The organism is Stenotrophomonas sp. YJH_SMC_82, from assembly GCF_059368875.1.
In genome coordinates, this window is record NZ_JCAFSE010000003.1 from 186,449 (window position 1) to 201,532 (window position 15,084).

A 15,084-nucleotide genomic window follows, 5' to 3' on the forward strand; every position below is an offset into this window, starting at 1 on the left:
TCCGGTCAGTGGGAGCGCAGGGCGTCTTGCAGCCCTTCGATCGGGTGGAAGCGCAGCTGCAGCTCGGCGAGCAGCAGGGTGCGCATGTCATGGCGGAAGGCCGCGCGCCAGCCGGGCTGGCCGTGCACGCGTTCAAAACGGGCGCCGAGCACCGCCGGCGCCGTGGCCAGCAGGCTGTGCTCGCGCGGGGTAAGGGTCTGTTCCATCACCGCATCGACCTCGGCCAGCCGCGCCAGCTCGGGTGAAACCTGCACCAGCTGGTCGCGCAGGCGGCCGCGCAGGCGCCCGGTGGCCGTCTGGATGGCCTGCTGCAGCACCCGATAGCGCTGGCGCAGCGAGGCGAAGTTGGGTACAGCGGCGGCTTCGGCCAGGTCCAGCAGGCGCTCGGCTTCGGCATCCTCACTGATCGAGGCCAGCAGGCTGGCGTGCGCCTGCGCGCAGTCGGCCAGCACATCCTCGAGCGCTTCGGCGGCTTCACCGGGCTCGGGCATGCGTCCGCCGAGCGCCCCGGACAGGGCCACGGCGCGGCTCCAGTCCACCCACTGGCCGAGGCGATCGGTCAGGGCGGGACTGGTGGCCGGCATCGCGCCGTCGCTGAGACGGGCGAGCAGGCGGAGGAACTCCGGTCCACCCAGGACCGGCTGCGCTGCGTTCGCCATCAAGGGGTGAGGGGCCAAAAACCGTTGATTTTACAACCAGATGACCCGGCCTGGATGAAGGCGGGGCCGGGGGGAGAGGCCCGCGGGCGCGACAAGGCTTAGAATGTCCGGCTGCACCCATCCGTTCGACCCTTGGAGTTCCCCAATGACTGTTGCGCAGTTCTACCCGATCGGCACCCCCGGACAGCCCTGGGGCGACGCGGAACGCGCACAGTGGCGGGCCCGCCAGCAGCGCCAGCGCAGCTACCACGACGATGTGGTGGCCGCGCTTGAACGCCTGGACGACAGCTTCGATGTGATCCAGTACGGTCAGCTGGACTACGCGCCGGACCATTACCCGCTGTTCGCCGTGGTCAACCACGACTGGAACCCGGCGCTGCCGACCGCGCTGATCACCGGCGGCGTGCACGGCTATGAGACCAGTGGCGTGCATGGCGCCCTGCAGTTCCTGGAACAGCAGGCCGAGCGCTACCTGGGCCGGCTGAACCTGATCGTGGCGCCGTGCGTCAGCCCATGGGGCTACGAGCGCATCCAGCGCTGGAACCCGGATGCCATCGACCCGAACCGCAGCTTCCGTGACGGCGGCCAGATCGAGGAAGCCGCCGCGCTGATGCGCTGGGTGGCCGAGCGCAAGCCGAACCTGCTGGTGCACCTGGACCTGCACGAGACCACCGACAGCGACCTGCACGAGTTCGATCCGGCCCGCTGCGCCCGCGACGGCAAGCCGTTCGAGCGCGACACCATTCCGGACGGCTTCTACGTGATCGGCAACAGCGAGGATCCGCAGGCCGAGTTCCAGAAGGCCCTGATCGCCGCCGTCGCCCCGGTCACCCATATCGCCCCGGCCGACGCCGAGGGCAACCTGGTCGGCCTGCCGTTGCAGTCGCCGGGCGTGGTCTGGGGCGAATCGCGTTCGATTGGTGCCTGCGCCGGCTTCACCGATGCACGCTTTGCCACCACCACCGAGGTCTACCCGGACAGCCCGCGCACCAACCCGCAGGAATGCAACGACGCCCAGGTGGCGGCGGTATGCGCCGGCCTGGATTTCGCCCTGGCCGCACAGTAACGCGCCACGTTCCGGGCGGTGACCGGCATCAGCCGGTGCCGCTTGGCCGGCGCGGTGGCGAGCGGCGCGCCGGTCGTCGCCCGGCAGCCGGCGAAGACATCCAGATCGCGCTGGTACACGCTGCTGCTGACACCGAACAGGCCCAGCAGGGAATGGAAGACATTGTCGTGGCTGTAGGCGCGGCGCAGCGCATTCCCACGCAGGCAGGGCATGTCCAGGCCCGCGTTGCGGCTGAACTCCGTTGAGAACCACATCACCATCGGCACCTGGGTCTGTTCGCGCGGGGCGATGAAGTAGGGCGTGCCGTGAAGGTACATGCCGCGTTCGCCGAGCGACTCACCATGGTCGGAGACATAGATCAGCGCAACGTCGCGGTGGTCCGAATAGCCCTGCAGCAGGTCGATGGTCTCCGCCAGCACCTGGTCGGTATGCACCAGGGTGTTGTCATAGGTGTTGACCAGTGCCTCGTTGCTGCAGTGCTGGATCTGGTTGCTGTCGCAGGTCGGGCTGAAGGCCCGCGACGCTGCGGGATACCGTTCAAAGTAGGTCGGTCCATGGCTGCCGAGTTGATGCAGCACGACCAGGGCATCGCCATGGATGGCGTCGATGCGTGCGCCGAGCTGATGCAGCAGCACGTCGTCGTAGCAGGTGCCGTCGGCGTTGACGCACTGGCCGGCCACCTTGAGTGCGGGCATGTCCTCGGTCGGCACGCGCTCGCACACGCCCTTGCAGCCGCCATTGTTGTTGTTGCGCCAGAGCACGCCGACGCCGGTACGCTGCAGGATGTCCAGCACGTTCTCCTCGGTCGCCGCGCGGACGTCGTCGTATTGCTGGCGGGTCATCTGCGAGAACATGCACGGTACCGAAATCGCCGTTGCGGTTCCGCATGAGGAAACATCACTGAAGCTGATGACGCCATCCTTGCGCGAGAGCCGGGGATTGGTCGCGCGTGGGTAGCCGTTGAGCTGGAAGTTCTGTGAACGCGCGGTCTCGCCGACGACCATGACCACCAGCTTCGGGCGCGGGCCCGGAAAGCGCCGCGCGTCCGTGCCGATTGGGCGCAACGGTTGCTGGCGGGTGCTGTAGAGGCTCTTCAGGTAGCCGTGGGTATGGCGCACCACGTTCAACGGCAGTACCTGGTCGCGGATGTAGCGGTTGTTGCGCAGCAGCGAGGAGTAGTCCTTGTAGAACGAAAAGCCGATCACCAGCAGCACCACAAGCGACGCCAGGACGTTGGCCGGCCACACCAGCAGCGAACGTATCGAACCGGCCCCGCTGGTGGTGCGCACCAGGGCGAGCCCGGCAGCGGGCAGCACGCCCAGCGCCAGCAGGGTCAACAGCAGCGGCAGCGACAGATAGGCGTTCAGTTCGGCCTGATTGGTCTCGAACACGTTCTGCACCATGCTGCGATCGATCAGCACGTTGTAGTGCAGCATGAAGTAGCTGCACGCGGCGCTGACGACAACGAGCAGCACCAGCAGCGGCCTGCGCAGGAATGGCAGTGCCAGCAGTGGCGTCAGCAGCAGGTTGAACAGGCAGAACAGCAGCGGCGGCAGGCTGGCCAGGAACAGCATGCTGCGCAGGCTGTTGAGATCGATCAGCCCCCAGAGCGTCTTCCAGAGGGCAATGTTTCCAATCGTGGCGAAGAACAGTGCGGCGGCCCAGACCAGAACGATTGGATGGGACCGCGGGAAACGGAGGCATTGACGCACGAGCAGGTTCCGCGGAACAGGAGTGCGCGCAGTATCGAAACGGCCTTATCAGGAAGTTGTCAGGATTGCCGGGCTAGCCCAGCAGGATCACGCCCCACACCGCACCCACCATCAACAACGCGGTGGTCTGCGCGGCGCTGCCCATGTCCTTGGCGTTCTTGGACAGCGGATGCTTCTCCAGCGAGATGCGATCAACCACGGCTTCAATCGCCGAGTTGAGCAGTTCCACCAGCAGGCTGATGAAGCAGACCGCCAGCACCAGTGCCCGCTCGACCGTGCTGATGTCCAGCACGAACGCAGCCGCCATCAGCAGCGCGTGCAGCAGCAACAACTGGCGGAACGCCGCCTCGCCGCGAAAGGTGGCGATGAAGCCATCGCGCGAATGGATGAGGGTGTGGAAGATGCGGCTCAATCCGGTCTTGCCGTGCGGGTACTTGCCGCTGTCCTTGGGGTGCTGCATGCCGTCTCCAGAGCGGGGGAGCAGCCCGGAGCATGTGCAGCCCGATGTCAGGAATCCGTCAGATGCGGGGGGCGGGGCCAGCGCAGGGTGAACCGGCACCCCTGCCCGGAGGATTGCACGGTCATCGTCCAGCCCAGGTGCTCGACGATGCGCTGCACGATCGACAACCCCAGCCCCTCGCCGCTGTGCGCGCCACCCGGCGCGAAGCGCTGGAACTGCCGTGGGTCGATGCTGGACGGCAGGCCGGGTCCGGTGTCAGCGACGATGAGTGCGGTGTCGTGGAGGGTGATTCGCACCTCGCCGCTTTCGGTGTACTGGCAGGCATTGCGCAGCAGATTCCAGATGATGCTGTGCGCCAGATCCGCGTTGGTGACCAGCACGGCGTCATGCCGGGCATCAAACGCAACGGTCACCGGCTTGCCGGAAAGCCAGGGCTGGCAGCGCTCCATGCAGGATTCGAGCAGCGGACGCAGGGCCACCGCGTTGCGCGGCACGGCGCCGGGGGCACGCGAGAGCAGCAGCAGGCAGGTCAGCTGGCGCTGCATCTCCTGGGCGGTACGCAGGATGCGTGCCGCGCTGGGAACCAGGTGGCTGTCGGCCGGAAGCTGGCAGGCCAGCGTTTCGGCAGCACCGCCGATGATGGCCAAGGGCGTGCGCAGCTCGTGGCTGGCATCGCCGCTGAAGCACTGCTCGCGATGCAGGAACCGTTCGAGCTCGTCACTATGGCGGGCAAAGGCGCGCGCGAGCACGCCGATCTCGTCGCGTGCGTCCTGGTAGGGAAAGGGCTTGTGGCCGTCCTGCACCGCATCGGCCAATCGTGTGATGGGCGCGATGACGTGGGTAGCGACCTTGCGGCCGATGAGGAAGGCGCCGAACACGCAGACCGAAATGACCAGTGCCGCAAAGGCATTGATCAGGTGTTCCAGATAGCCATAGGGTGCGGCGTCCTGCAGCAGGTAGTAGCGTTGGCCACCACTGTCGAACACACGCAGGTGCCACTCGTTGGGCGCCTCTTCGCCGTGGTAGCCCGGGCCGTATTGGCGCAGCACGACAGGCACGTCCTGGGCATCGAACAGCTGGGTCCCTGGTGGCAGGGCGGGGCGTTGGCCACGATCCAGCGCGGCCTGCAGCCTTTGCACTTCGCCGTGCTGGGTCCGTGCGACGACAGCAGTCCGGACCTGGTCGTAGTCGACCTGTTCGGCCAGTACGATGAAGCCCATGGCACCGGCCATCAACAGCACGAACGAGATCGTGATGCGGGTGCGCAGGCTCAGGCGGCGGTAGAGGGAGGCAGGGCTCACGCCTGCATGCGCCAGCCGACGCTGTGCACCGTGGTGATCAGCGCGGTGTCGAAGCTGCGGTCCACCTGCAGGCGCAGCTCATGGATGTGGGTTCGCAGCGCGCCGCTGTCCGGTGGCTCGTCGCCCCAGACCAGGTATTCCATCTCCTGCTTGCGCACCACGGCGGGAGCTGCACGCACCAGGCACATCAGCAGCTTGTGCGACGTGGGCGTCAGCGCAATGCAGCGGCCTTGCCGCCAGGCCTGTGGCGAGCGCGTGTCCACCTGCAGGTCCTTCCACGCCAGCACGCTCTGGACCTGGCGCCCCTGTGCCCTTCGTACGAGGGCCTTGATCCGTGCATCCAGTTCCACCAGCGAAAACGGTTTGACCAGGTAGTCATCCGCGCCCAGGGCCAGGCCCTGCACACGGTCTTCGACCGGATCGCGCGCGGTCAGCATCAGGATCGGCACCGGGTTCTGGAACTCCTGGCGCAGCTTCTGGCACAGCGTCATGCCGTCCAGGCGCGGCAGCATCAGGTCCAGCAGGATGGCGTCGTAGTCGTGCTGCGTGGCCCGGCGCAGGCCACTGGCGCCGTCACGCGCGTCGTCCAGCACGTAGCCGAGCGGCTCAAAGAAGGCGTACAGGTTGGCAACCAGCTCGGGGTTGTCTTCGATGATCAGCAGGCGGGTCATGGCATGCGTCCTTGCGCGTGGCCGAACTCTGCCCGATCGATGGCCGAATGCCAATGCCCTTGCTGAATGGATCGCGGCCTGGGTTCGGCCCGGTCAAGCGACGTTCAATCGCCCGGGCTGCGTGAATCGCGGATCGAGTAGATCACCGAGAAGATCTTCCAGCCCTGCTCGGTGCGGACCAGCTGCCACATTTCCTTGCCCCAGTTGGTCTTCACCCCATCGTCGTGGAAGCTGTAGTCAAACGAGACCGAGGCCACATCGCCGTCCGTTTCGATCTTCGTGTTGGAGAACTTCTCCTCCTTCGGCTTCGGCGAGGCCATCGCCCCGTCGATCAGCGCGATGAAGTTGTTGGCGGGAATCTGCCGTGCCTTGATCGCATCGGGCTTGGCCTTGCGGATGTCCTGCAGGCGGACATCCTCGGAAACGAACTGCCAGCCGATGTCTTCCGGTTTATCAGAGAAGAACAGGCCCATGTAGGTCGGCTTGTCCTTGTTGATCAGCGAGGCGCGGAACGCTTCGACCACCTGTTCGATCGCCTTGACGTCGGCGGGGGCATTCTGCGTGGCGTAGGCCGGCAGCCACGCCGGGAGCAACAGGGCGAGGGCGACGAAGCGTGCACGTGCGTTGGGCATCATGGGGTCCTGGGGAGGAATAGGGTGGCGCGGGCGCATCACCGCGCGTAGGTTCGCCAGAAGAGCACGTGGTCTTCGGTCCTGTTGATGGCGACGAAGACTGATTTTCCGGATTCGGGCGCGCAGCGAAAGACGCGATACGACGACTTGAGCGTCCCGTCGCCCGGCCACCAGTATCGATCGAACGCAACAGGATCGCCGTGACTGAATGTCGTTGCCTGGCAATCCGCAGGCAGCCGCAGTGGTATCGCAGGAGGCTTGGTGAAGGCCAGCGCGCTGGTGTTCGAGTCGAGGTCGTGCACCTCGCGCAGGTCGGTCGCCTCGTGGGGCACCCAGCCGGGAATCCATCCCTTGTTCACCATGGCGGAGTCAAGCGCCTCGCGCAGAGTGTCGAACGAACTGTCCATAACCAGGCCGCAGGCGCATAGCACACTGCAGAGCGTCACGAAGATGGCGCGCCGGATCATTCCTTCAGGGCTGATCATCGTTGTCGTCCTCACCGGGGAGCATCCTGACCCGCTCTTCTGGCGCCAGACGCTTGAGCCGCTCTCGCAGTTCCAGTCGCAGGGCCGGTCGCTGGATTTGGCATGGCGCCGCCCTTGGGCCCGTACCGCTTCACGAACAGACCGTGCTCCTGCGTGATCCTGTCCTTCCGGCGCTTGCCTGCCATCGACGGGTGTCCCTGCGTTCATCCTGAATCATCGGTCGGCGCACGCTAGCACGGTTGCCGGGCGCTGCAACAGGTCCGCTTGTCGTTGAAGTTTGACGTCGAAGAGCGTCTGCGCGGATGATGCGCGGGCGCGCGGCGCAGGAGGGGATCTGTCAATGAGGACACTGATGTGGGGGCTGGTCGGGCTGTTCGTGGCGTACGTGGCCGGTTGCTCGGCGATCTCAGCGTGGCATTCCCACGCGCTCGCCTCGGTCCCGGTCGGGGCGAGCAGGATCGAGGTACTGCGGGCGTTGGGGCCCCCTGACGTGGTGGAGCACGCCGATGTTCCCTTTACCCGCTATGCCAGCCGTGGATGCAGTGGTCGCTGTGCGCAGCGATGGTGGTATGAGAACCGGCTGGGACTAGATACCGAAGCCTGGTCGGTGGAACTGGATGCTTCCGATCGCGTGATCGCAACGTCGCGCCTGACATCACCGTAGACGACCGCAGCAAGCGCATGCGTATCCATCGACCTTTCATCTTCATCGCAAGCCTGGCCCTGATGGCGTGGTGCACGTTGATGGGCGTACTGGTGCTCATCCATGGCTTCAACGAGCACGGCCTGCGCTGCGGCAGGCTGTGCTCACTGGAGACCTCCATCCGCCTGCTCTTTGGTGATCGGGGATTCGAAATACTGGTGGCGATGGGGCTATTTGCCACAGCGCTGATGTGCGGGTATATCGCGCTGCGGGAGGGCCTGCATGGCGGGCCGCGGAGGCGGGCGGGGCGCCGTGGGCGCAGACACCGCCGACCGGGGCGGCCCCGGTCGTAAGGTGTCTGCACCGATGTAAATCGCTGCGTGTGCGGACGCTGCAGGTCGCTTCAGCGATGCAGGGCGTCGATGATCAGCCCGGTGGCGATCTCCACCAGCAGGTACTCGTTATCGGACTGGCGCACCCAACGCCGGTCGCGGCCCGGTTCGCGCAGGTCATAGCGCGCGTAATCGTCTACCCAGTAGCGGCGGTCCACTTCGGCCCACGGCAGGCGCTCGCCACGTCGCCAGGCCTTCTTCTGCCAGCCCGGCGGCGGCGCATCGCGGTTATGCGGGCCGCCCGCATGCGGCGGCGGGCCGTTGCCGCGGGCGTGGTGCGGCGGATCGGCGAAGGCGGGGGCCGCAGCCAACGCGGTGGTGGTGGTCAAGGCGATGGCAAGCAAGCGTGTGGTCTTCATGGAGATGCCTCCGTCATGGCCGCAGCATGCGGCGCTGTGGCGGGAATATAGGGCAGTCAGTGTGAATGAATACGGGTGTAGGCGGTACATTCCTGAACAGACGGCGCGGCCTGCAGCCGCTGCCAGGCAACGGGTCACTGGACCCCGCCCGGGGCTGAATCTGTTGCAGCCCAGCCTCCACCCAACGACAGGAAAAGATCCATCTGCCGGTCAATGCGCTCCGCGCGCGAGACGGCCAATGCGGACTCCGCATCTGCCAGCGCGGCCTGGGCCGAAAGCAGGTCGAGAAAATCGATCCTGCCGAAACGGTAGAGCTGCTGCGCCTGCCCGGCGGCCCGCGCTGCATCCCCACGCGCCTGCGCCAGGCTGCGCTCGCGTTCAAGCTCCTGCGTGCAGGCAGAAAGCGCGGTCTCGGTCTGCCGCAGTGCCTGCAGCACGACGCCGTCAAAGGACGCGAGCGCGGTATCTGCGTTGGCACCGGCCGCTGCGATGCGGGCCTTGGCCACGCGGCGGTTGGGCCAGTGCCATGACAGCACGGGACCGATGCCCGCACCGAAGCCGTCGGCCGACAGCAGATGCGCCGGTGTGCCGGCCACGCCCGAAGAGGCGCCCAAGGTGATCTGCGGATAGAGACCCGCCGTCTCGACACCGATCATTGCAGTCGCGGCGGCCAGGCTGCGTTCGGCGGCACGTATGTCGGGGCGCCGCTGGAGCAGCTGCCAGCCATCACCGACCGGCAGCGCCTGCTCCAGCTCAGGGGGCTGGGGGCAGGCTTCGGCCTCCCTGGGATAGTCCGCCGGGAGCCTGCCCATCAATGCGGCCAGTTCGAACAGTGCGGCCTGCCGTTCCGCCAGCAGGTGCGGTATCGCCGCCGCGCTGCGATTGACGGCGGCACCGGCACGGCTGACATCGAAGTCCGTTCCGCGCCCGCCTGCAGCCAGGCGTCGGGTTGCGTCCAGAGTGGCGCGCTGCACCGCCAGCACCTGCCGGGTTGCAGCGAGCGTGTGATTGCGGGTGCACACCTGGAGATAGGCACGGGTGACGGCCGCAGCGACGACCACGCGGACCTGGTCGCGTGCCGCAGCAACCGCCTCCGCGTCGGCGTTGGCGGCTTCGATGCCGCGGCGAATGCCGCCTGCAAGATCCAGTGGATAGGAGAGGTGAAGGCCGAGCGCATACGACTGTGGCGCGGCCGATGCCTGGGTGTAGCCACCGGCATGGGTGAGCGTGCCCGATGCATCCACGTCGGCTTGCACGGCACCGCGCGCGCGGTACTCCAGCACGGTGGCGCTGGCGCGCCGAAGGTTGGCATCGGCGGCGCGCAGGTCGGTATTGGCCGCCAGTGCTTCGCGTACGTAGGCGTCAAGCTGGGGGTCGCCATACAGGTGCCACCACCGATCCGGTGGCACGTCGTGACTGAGCGACGGGTCCTGGCCCGAGACGAACGCCCGCGCAGCCCGTTGTGAAGCTGCGACGGCGTTCGCAGGCAGGTGATAGTCGGGGCCGGATACGCAGGCCGTCAGGGGCAGCAACAGGGCAAGCAGCCCACCACGTACTGTCCGCACGCTCACTTGCAGGCTCCCGGTGCCGAGGGCGTGATGGTCACACTCGCAGTGCGACCCACGATCAGGCGCGTATCCGGCGGCGCATCATCGATACGGATGCGTACCGGGATGCGCTGTGCCAGCCTCACCCAGGTATAGGTCGGCGCCACGGCCGGCAGCAGGTTGTGCGTGCTTGAGCGCTGATCGTCGGCAATGCCGGCGGCGATGCTGTCAACGTGTCCGCGGACATCGCGGGTGTCGCCCATCAGCCGCGCCACGGCGGCATCGCCCTCGGTGATGCAGCCCAGCTTGGTTTCCTCGAAGTAGCCCTCGATGCGCAGGCTGCCGGTGTCGATCAGCGCCAGCGCCTGCGCGCCCGGTTGCAGGTAATCGCCCGCATGCAGGTCCAGGTTGGTGACGATGCCGTCGGTGCTCGCGCGCACCTCGGTGCGTTGCACGTTGAGCTGGGCAACGCGCTGTTCGGCCCGTGCCTGCGCCAGGGCGGCCAGCTCGGTGTCGACCTTGGCCGCATTGCGTTCGCGTGTCTCCGAGGCGACCAGGTTGCCCAGTGCGTTGTCCCGCGTCGATTCGCGGCGGGCCAGCGCCAGCGTCGCGCGTGCGCTGCTGACCGCTGCGTCGGCCTTCTCAAGCGCGGCAGCCAGGCGTGGCTGATCCAGCACCAGCAGCAGTTGTCCGGCGCTGACCCGCTGGTTGTCGTGCACCAGCACCTGGGTGACCAGCCCCCCCATGTCCGACGCAACGCGCACCACATCGGCGCGGACCCGTCCATCCCGCGTCCACGGGCGTGTTTCGTAACGCTTCCAGATGGACAGCGCGGCGACGACAGCAATCGCGAATACAACCAGCGTAGCGCTCCAGCGCCCGATGACAGCAAGCAGGTGTTTCATTTCATTTCTCGAGCAGGGGCGAGAGCCGGATCATCAGCTCCGCCAGGATCACGAACAGGGACAGGCCCACCAGTGGTCGCGCGGCGAACAAGCGGTACAGACCGAGACTGGCGAGCAGGCGCGAGGTCAGCATCGACAGCGCCAGCGCGGCGGCGGCCACGGCGAGCAGGCCGGGGATCAGCACGCCATCAATGGAGAGATCAGAAAACATGAGGTCAGTGCCGAAGGGTGAGAGCAGGCGCCAGCAGGTCGCGGCGCAATCCGCAGAGCAGGTGCGACAGATGCTCACGATCATCCCCGCTGCTGGCCACTGCTGCCTCGCGCATGCGGTCGAGCAGTTCCAGAAGATGGGCGTCGACGCTGCGTGGCGCGTGGGCACGAACCCTGAAATGTGCGGCGACGCGTTCGATCAGCGCCGCATGAAGCACCCGGACCTGCGGGTTTTCCTGGCACTTGTCCAGTGCGCGGAGTTGGTTGGATGCACGTACCGCACGCACGTCCGCAAACAATGCCCGCAGGTCGTCTGCGGCACTGGAACCGCCCCGCAACCGGGGAGCGAGCAGCCCGATTCGATCCAGCATGCGGCTGAGCCAGGCCCGGGCCACGCCACCTTGTCCGGCGGCGTGTCGTGCGATATCCCGACGGATCGAACGCTCCAGCCGTGCGCGGTTGCGGCCCGCATCGGCGGTCTGGAACAGCTGCATGCTGCACAGTGCCACTGTCGTACCCACGAACAACGCTACGCTGTTGTTGAGTGCGCCGACGATGTTGACCGTATTGGTCGCGCCCAGTCCCGCGATGAGCGGAAACGTCAGCACCACGCCCAGGGCAGCCATGATGAAGGGAGGCCGGGCCAGGAACGATCCGCACAGCAGCAGCGCAGGCGCCAGCGCGGCAATCAGGCCGACGACATCGGACAGCGCGGGGAAGATCAGCAGACCGTAGAGCAGGCCGACGGCAACGCCGATCAATGACCCCACCAGATAGCGCATGACATGCGGCGCAGGCGCTTCGATCGTGCCGAACAGCACGCACGCCGTGCCGATGATGGACACCGCCGTCGCGCCCTCCGACCAGCCGGTAACGATCCACAACACGCAGCTCAGCAGGATGCCGACGAACGCGCCCAGCGCGCTGCGCAGGGCAAGCCGATGATCCCGGTGAAGTACCGCACCCTGCGTATGTCGCGCAAGGCGGGCAGGTACATGCCGGCGCCAATCGGGGCGGGCGGTGTGCAGTTGCGCCTGCAGCACGCGGCAGTCGGCGTGGGCCAGGTCGAGCTCGGCCTGTTGCGCGACCAGGCTGGCCCGCAGCAGATCGCGCCAGCCCCTTGCATCCATTGCGCTGGCCTGTGGTGAACGCAGCCGGGCGATGGAATCTTCCACCGCGCTGGACAGCATCAGGACGTCCAGCATCCGGTCATGCAGGGCACGCAGGATCTGCACCTGGGCCACGCCTTGGGCACTGTCGAAGGGCAGGTGGATCGACAGCACATGCAGTTCGAGCAGGTCGGCGGCCACTTTCGAGCGGTCCGTCGCCAGCACCGTGTCCGATGCACCGGCGCGCATGTCCCGTGTCCATCGTTCCGCGTCATCCAGCACGGCAGCAACCCGCGCGTGCACGCGTATCGAGACCCGGCGCGGCAGCACCAGCGCGTGTACCAGCGTTGCGGCCAGGATGCCGATGGCGATTTCCTGCACCCGCGTGATGGCGATGGTGAACACCTCTCCGGGCACCATCACCGCAGGAAACCCGATCAGGCTGGTGGTATAGCCGGCCAGCAGGAACGCATAGGCACGTGGCGTGCGGTCGAGCATCGCCAGATACAGGCACAGCGCCATCCAGGTCGCGAGCGCGGCGCTCAGCACCAGGGGTGCATTGGCGAAACGTGGCACCAGCACGACGGTGGCGACGGCTCCGCCCACGGTACCGAGCAGGCGGAACAGGCCGCGGCTGAGTGTCGCCCCGGACAGCGGTTGCGACACCAGATAGACCGTCCCGATCACCCAGAACGGGCGATTCAGGCCGATCCTCAGGGAGACATACAGCCCCAGCGACGCGGCGAGCAGGCATTTGAGCGAGAACAGCACCGCCTCCTGGTCGGTCCTGAGGGCAGGGCTTTTCAACCAAGCGAATGCCTGGAACACGTGGAGACGGGCAGGGGTGGGGGCGTGCATGCGGCTCATGCTAGTGATCGGCCGCACTGGCGAATTTCGCTACAATGACAATCAATCGCTAAAACCGGTCAATGTGAGAATGGCTCGCATTTCGCTCCCCGGCTTTGACCTGGACCCGGACGAGACCGATCGCCCGGCGGTCGCCAGCCGCCTGCAGGTGGCCGAGCACGACGCGGAAATTCCCGTGCATGAGCACCGCAAGGGCCAGTTGATTCTTGCGCTGCATGGGGCGGTGACCTGCGAAGTGGCCAACGCGCTGTGGATCGTGCCGCCCCAGTGTGGCGTCTGGATTCCGGGCGGCATGCCGCACAGCAACCGCGCCACCGCCAACGCGCGCCTGTGCTACCTGTTCGTCGAGCCCGGCATCGTCGACCTGCCGGCGCAGTGCGTGACGCTGGCCATCTCGCCGATGCTGCGCGAGATGATCCTGCACCTGGCCGACGCGCCGCTGGACTATCCGCATGGCAGCCACACCGACCGACTGGCGCGGGTGTTGCTGGACGAGCTGGTACAGATGCCGGCTGAGCATCTGTCGCTGCCGGTCAGCCATCACCCGAAGGTGCGTGCGCTGGCTGCAGCGCTGTCGGCGGATCCGGCAGACCGCAGCACCATCGGCCAGTGGGCCGTGCGCCTGGCCCTCGGCGAGCGCACGTTGACCCGCCTCATCGAACGCGAAACGGGCTTGTCCTTCGGTCGCTGGCGGCAGCAGCTGCACCTGCTCATCGCCATTCGGGAACTTGCCGCGGGCGCACCGGTACAACGCGTTTCCGAGACGCTGGGTTATGAGTCGGTGACGGCTTTCATCACGATGTTCAAGAAGGCGCTTGGCCTTTCCCCGGCGCGGTACTTCGCGGTTCGGCTGCGCGGGCAGTAGCGGGGAACAACCCGGGAAGCCCCTGCCTGGAACAGCTACTTCGAGGTGCCGGAGACCGATTGAATCGCGGCCACCACCGCAGCAGGCTCCTCGCGCTGGAGGGTGTGGCCGGTTGCCAGGTAGCGGTACGAGCCGCGCGTGAAGCCCGAGAAGAGCAGGGCGTGCTGTGCTTTCCAGAGCGCCTTGCCCGCTGCGGTTTCCTCGAAGAACAGCGGTTCGGCAGCCAGCTGGGTTGCAGTCAGCAGCGCCACTGGCACGTCCGGCATCGTGCGCGGGGTTTCCGCACCGGGTGCATCCAGCTGTTCGGTCAGCACGGCGTAGTCGGCGGCCATGGCTGGCGGCAGCATCGCCCGCAGCTGGGCATCATCTGCCTGCACGCGGGCACTGTCGGCCTGCTTGAACGCATGGCGCTGCCCCATCGTGGCCGGGTCCACCAGCACCAGGCCCTGCAGGCGCTCCGGATGGCGGCGTGCAAACTCCGTGGCCAGCAGGCCGCCATAGGAATGACCCACCAGCACAACGCGGCGACCGGGAGCGAGCGTATCGATCACGGCCGTGAGGTCGGCCAGATGCGCATCGATGCGCTTGGGGTGACCGTCGCTGCCGGACTTGCCGAGTCCCGCACGGGCGTAGGTGATGCTGTGGTAGTCGCGCCCCAGACCGGCAACCACCTCCTTCCAGGCCCCCGCGCCCTGCCCGAATCCGGATTCAAAGACCACGGTGATCGGGCCGGCCCCGGTCTCTTCGGCCTGCAGCGCGTAGGCGCCGCGATCCACCTGGATTTCCCCTGCGTGGGCGGTGCCTGCAGTGGCCATCATCGCGGCCAGCACCCACAACGTCACTCGGCTGCTCTTCATTGCCATTCCCCTGGGCCGTGACGCGTGCCAGCCCTTCCGATGGGTCAGGTCTGCAGCGGAGCGCCGCAGCCTGCCGACCTCGCGACAGGTCGTGCTGGTAATGTAGTGAGGTATAACACCGACTCCCTGTGCAGCAAGTCATGGGGCGGAGCGTAGACCGCTGAATGGCGTTGGATGCTTGAATCTGTGATCGGTTACGCGACTCCACACTTGAATGTGCAAGCGTCCTCGACGATAAAGGCGGCATGTGGCACTGCCGCATTCCGGACCAAGGACGATCCGATGCATGACGCGTGGGCACAGCTCCGCGTTCTCGTTCCCGCCGGCGCTGTGTTCGTCCAGGA

General features: G+C 66.8%; 17 protein-coding genes. 4 read left to right on the plus strand and 13 right to left on the minus strand.

Annotated elements, in window-relative coordinates; all coding sequences use genetic code 11:
- Positions 1–5 precede the first annotated feature (5 nt).
- The gene (locus AC5P53_RS13520) at positions 6–659 is read right to left on the minus strand and encodes a DUF3348 family protein (RefSeq protein WP_241886952.1); all 654 of its coding nucleotides are present in this window, start codon (positions 657–659) and stop codon (positions 6–8) included.
- 145 nt (positions 660–804) lie between these two features.
- Between AC5P53_RS13520 and AC5P53_RS13525 the strand changes: the two genes are divergently transcribed.
- Positions 805–1,725, plus strand: coding sequence for a M14 family metallopeptidase (locus AC5P53_RS13525; protein WP_032962492.1), 921 nt, complete (start codon positions 805–807; stop codon positions 1,723–1,725).
- On the opposite strand, the gene AC5P53_RS13530 is transcribed toward AC5P53_RS13525, so the two are convergent.
- The 6 genes from AC5P53_RS13530 to AC5P53_RS13555 form a co-directional block, all read right to left on the minus strand.
- Positions 1,629–3,437, minus strand: coding sequence for a phosphoethanolamine--lipid A transferase (locus tag AC5P53_RS13530; RefSeq protein ID WP_241886950.1), 1,809 nt, complete (start codon positions 3,435–3,437; stop codon positions 1,629–1,631). The genes AC5P53_RS13525 and AC5P53_RS13530 overlap by 97 nt on opposite strands.
- 73 nt (positions 3,438–3,510) lie before the next feature.
- Entirely contained in the window at positions 3,511–3,897 is a 387-nt protein-coding gene (locus AC5P53_RS13535; protein ID WP_014647409.1) for a diacylglycerol kinase, read from the minus strand.
- A gap of 47 nt (positions 3,898–3,944) precedes the next feature.
- A complete protein-coding gene (locus tag AC5P53_RS13540) occupies positions 3,945–5,198 on the minus strand; it encodes a sensor histidine kinase (RefSeq protein WP_241886948.1) in 1,254 nt (417 codons plus the stop codon).
- Complete coding sequence (locus AC5P53_RS13545) at positions 5,195–5,869, minus strand: response regulator transcription factor (protein ID WP_014647407.1); 675 nt, start codon at positions 5,867–5,869, stop codon at positions 5,195–5,197. Before AC5P53_RS13545 ends, AC5P53_RS13540 begins: the two co-directional genes overlap by 4 nt.
- Positions 5,870–5,973: 104 nt before the next feature.
- A complete protein-coding gene (locus tag AC5P53_RS13550; protein WP_241886946.1) occupies positions 5,974–6,504 on the minus strand; it encodes a Cif family virulence factor in 531 nt (176 codons plus the stop codon).
- A gap of 35 nt (positions 6,505–6,539) precedes the next feature.
- On the minus strand, positions 6,540–6,986 hold the full coding sequence (locus AC5P53_RS13555) for a YbbD-related protein (protein ID WP_241886944.1): 447 nt from the start codon (positions 6,984–6,986) through the stop codon (positions 6,540–6,542).
- 352 nt (positions 6,987–7,338) lie between these two features.
- Between AC5P53_RS13555 and AC5P53_RS13560 the strand changes: the two genes are divergently transcribed.
- Both AC5P53_RS13560 and AC5P53_RS13565 read left to right on the plus strand, forming a co-directional pair.
- Positions 7,339–7,650 (plus strand): hypothetical protein, encoded by a 312-nt coding sequence (locus AC5P53_RS13560; RefSeq protein WP_495227421.1) that lies wholly within the window; start codon positions 7,339–7,341, stop codon positions 7,648–7,650.
- A 17-nt stretch (positions 7,651–7,667) separates the two neighbouring features.
- Positions 7,668–7,982: a hypothetical protein gene (locus tag AC5P53_RS13565; RefSeq protein ID WP_164077156.1), complete on the plus strand. Its 315-nt coding sequence runs from the start codon at positions 7,668–7,670 to the stop codon at positions 7,980–7,982.
- A gap of 50 nt (positions 7,983–8,032) precedes the next feature.
- On the opposite strand, the gene AC5P53_RS13570 is transcribed toward AC5P53_RS13565, so the two are convergent.
- The 5 genes from AC5P53_RS13570 to AC5P53_RS13590 all read right to left on the minus strand — a co-directional run bounded on the left by AC5P53_RS13570 (position 8,033) and on the right by AC5P53_RS13590 (position 12,922).
- Positions 8,033–8,380 carry an RcnB family protein gene (locus tag AC5P53_RS13570; protein ID WP_049439424.1) on the minus strand — a complete coding sequence of 116 codons (348 nt, stop codon included), beginning with the start codon at positions 8,378–8,380 and terminating at the stop codon, positions 8,033–8,035.
- 134 nt (positions 8,381–8,514) lie between these two features.
- A complete protein-coding gene (locus tag AC5P53_RS13575; RefSeq protein ID WP_197574577.1) occupies positions 8,515–9,951 on the minus strand; it encodes an efflux transporter outer membrane subunit in 1,437 nt (478 codons plus the stop codon).
- The gene (locus tag AC5P53_RS13580; protein WP_046431015.1) at positions 9,948–10,832 is read right to left on the minus strand and encodes an HlyD family secretion protein; all 885 of its coding nucleotides are present in this window, start codon (positions 10,830–10,832) and stop codon (positions 9,948–9,950) included. The genes AC5P53_RS13575 and AC5P53_RS13580 overlap by 4 nt, the downstream gene beginning before the upstream one ends.
- A gap of 1 nt (position 10,833) precedes the next feature.
- Positions 10,834–11,043 carry a DUF1656 domain-containing protein gene (locus AC5P53_RS13585; RefSeq protein WP_014647401.1) on the minus strand — a complete coding sequence of 70 codons (210 nt, stop codon included), beginning with the start codon at positions 11,041–11,043 and terminating at the stop codon, positions 10,834–10,836.
- A gap of 4 nt (positions 11,044–11,047) precedes the next feature.
- Positions 11,048–12,922: an FUSC family protein gene (locus tag AC5P53_RS13590; protein ID WP_241887026.1), complete on the minus strand. Its 1,875-nt coding sequence runs from the start codon at positions 12,920–12,922 to the stop codon at positions 11,048–11,050.
- Positions 12,923–13,088: 166 nt separating this feature from the next.
- On the opposite strand from AC5P53_RS13590, the gene AC5P53_RS13595 reads away from it, so the two are divergent.
- Positions 13,089–13,883, plus strand: coding sequence for an AraC family transcriptional regulator (locus AC5P53_RS13595; protein WP_014647399.1), 795 nt, complete (start codon positions 13,089–13,091; stop codon positions 13,881–13,883).
- Between the two features lie 35 nt (positions 13,884–13,918).
- Here AC5P53_RS13595 and AC5P53_RS13600 read toward each other — a convergent pair whose 3' ends face one another.
- Positions 13,919–14,740, minus strand: coding sequence for an alpha/beta fold hydrolase (locus AC5P53_RS13600; protein WP_241886940.1), 822 nt, complete (start codon positions 14,738–14,740; stop codon positions 13,919–13,921).
- Positions 14,741–15,084: the final 344 nt, after the last annotated feature.

Coding starts and splice junctions, on each gene's coding strand:
- AC5P53_RS13565 (WP_164077156.1), top strand. CDS start 7,668: ATGCGTATCCATCGACCTTTCATCTTCATCGCAAGCCTGGCCCTGATG.
- AC5P53_RS13600 (WP_241886940.1), bottom strand. CDS start 14,740: ATGAAGAGCAGCCGAGTGACGTTGTGGGTGCTGGCCGCGATGATGGCC.
- AC5P53_RS13525 (WP_032962492.1), top strand. CDS start 805: ATGACTGTTGCGCAGTTCTACCCGATCGGCACCCCCGGACAGCCCTGG.
- AC5P53_RS13595 (WP_014647399.1), top strand. CDS start 13,089: ATGGCTCGCATTTCGCTCCCCGGCTTTGACCTGGACCCGGACGAGACC.
- AC5P53_RS13520 (WP_241886952.1), bottom strand. CDS start 659: ATGGCGAACGCAGCGCAGCCGGTCCTGGGTGGACCGGAGTTCCTCCGC.
- AC5P53_RS13550 (WP_241886946.1), bottom strand. CDS start 6,504: ATGATGCCCAACGCACGTGCACGCTTCGTCGCCCTCGCCCTGTTGCTC.
- AC5P53_RS13580 (WP_046431015.1), bottom strand. CDS start 10,832: ATGAAACACCTGCTTGCTGTCATCGGGCGCTGGAGCGCTACGCTGGTT.
- AC5P53_RS13535 (WP_014647409.1), bottom strand. CDS start 3,897: ATGCAGCACCCCAAGGACAGCGGCAAGTACCCGCACGGCAAGACCGGA.
- AC5P53_RS13585 (WP_014647401.1), bottom strand. CDS start 11,043: ATGTTTTCTGATCTCTCCATTGATGGCGTGCTGATCCCCGGCCTGCTC.
- AC5P53_RS13545 (WP_014647407.1), bottom strand. CDS start 5,869: ATGACCCGCCTGCTGATCATCGAAGACAACCCCGAGCTGGTTGCCAAC.
- AC5P53_RS13555 (WP_241886944.1), bottom strand. CDS start 6,986: ATGATCAGCCCTGAAGGAATGATCCGGCGCGCCATCTTCGTGACGCTC.
- AC5P53_RS13570 (WP_049439424.1), bottom strand. CDS start 8,380: ATGAAGACCACACGCTTGCTTGCCATCGCCTTGACCACCACCACCGCG.
- AC5P53_RS13560 (WP_495227421.1), top strand. CDS start 7,339: ATGTGGGGGCTGGTCGGGCTGTTCGTGGCGTACGTGGCCGGTTGCTCG.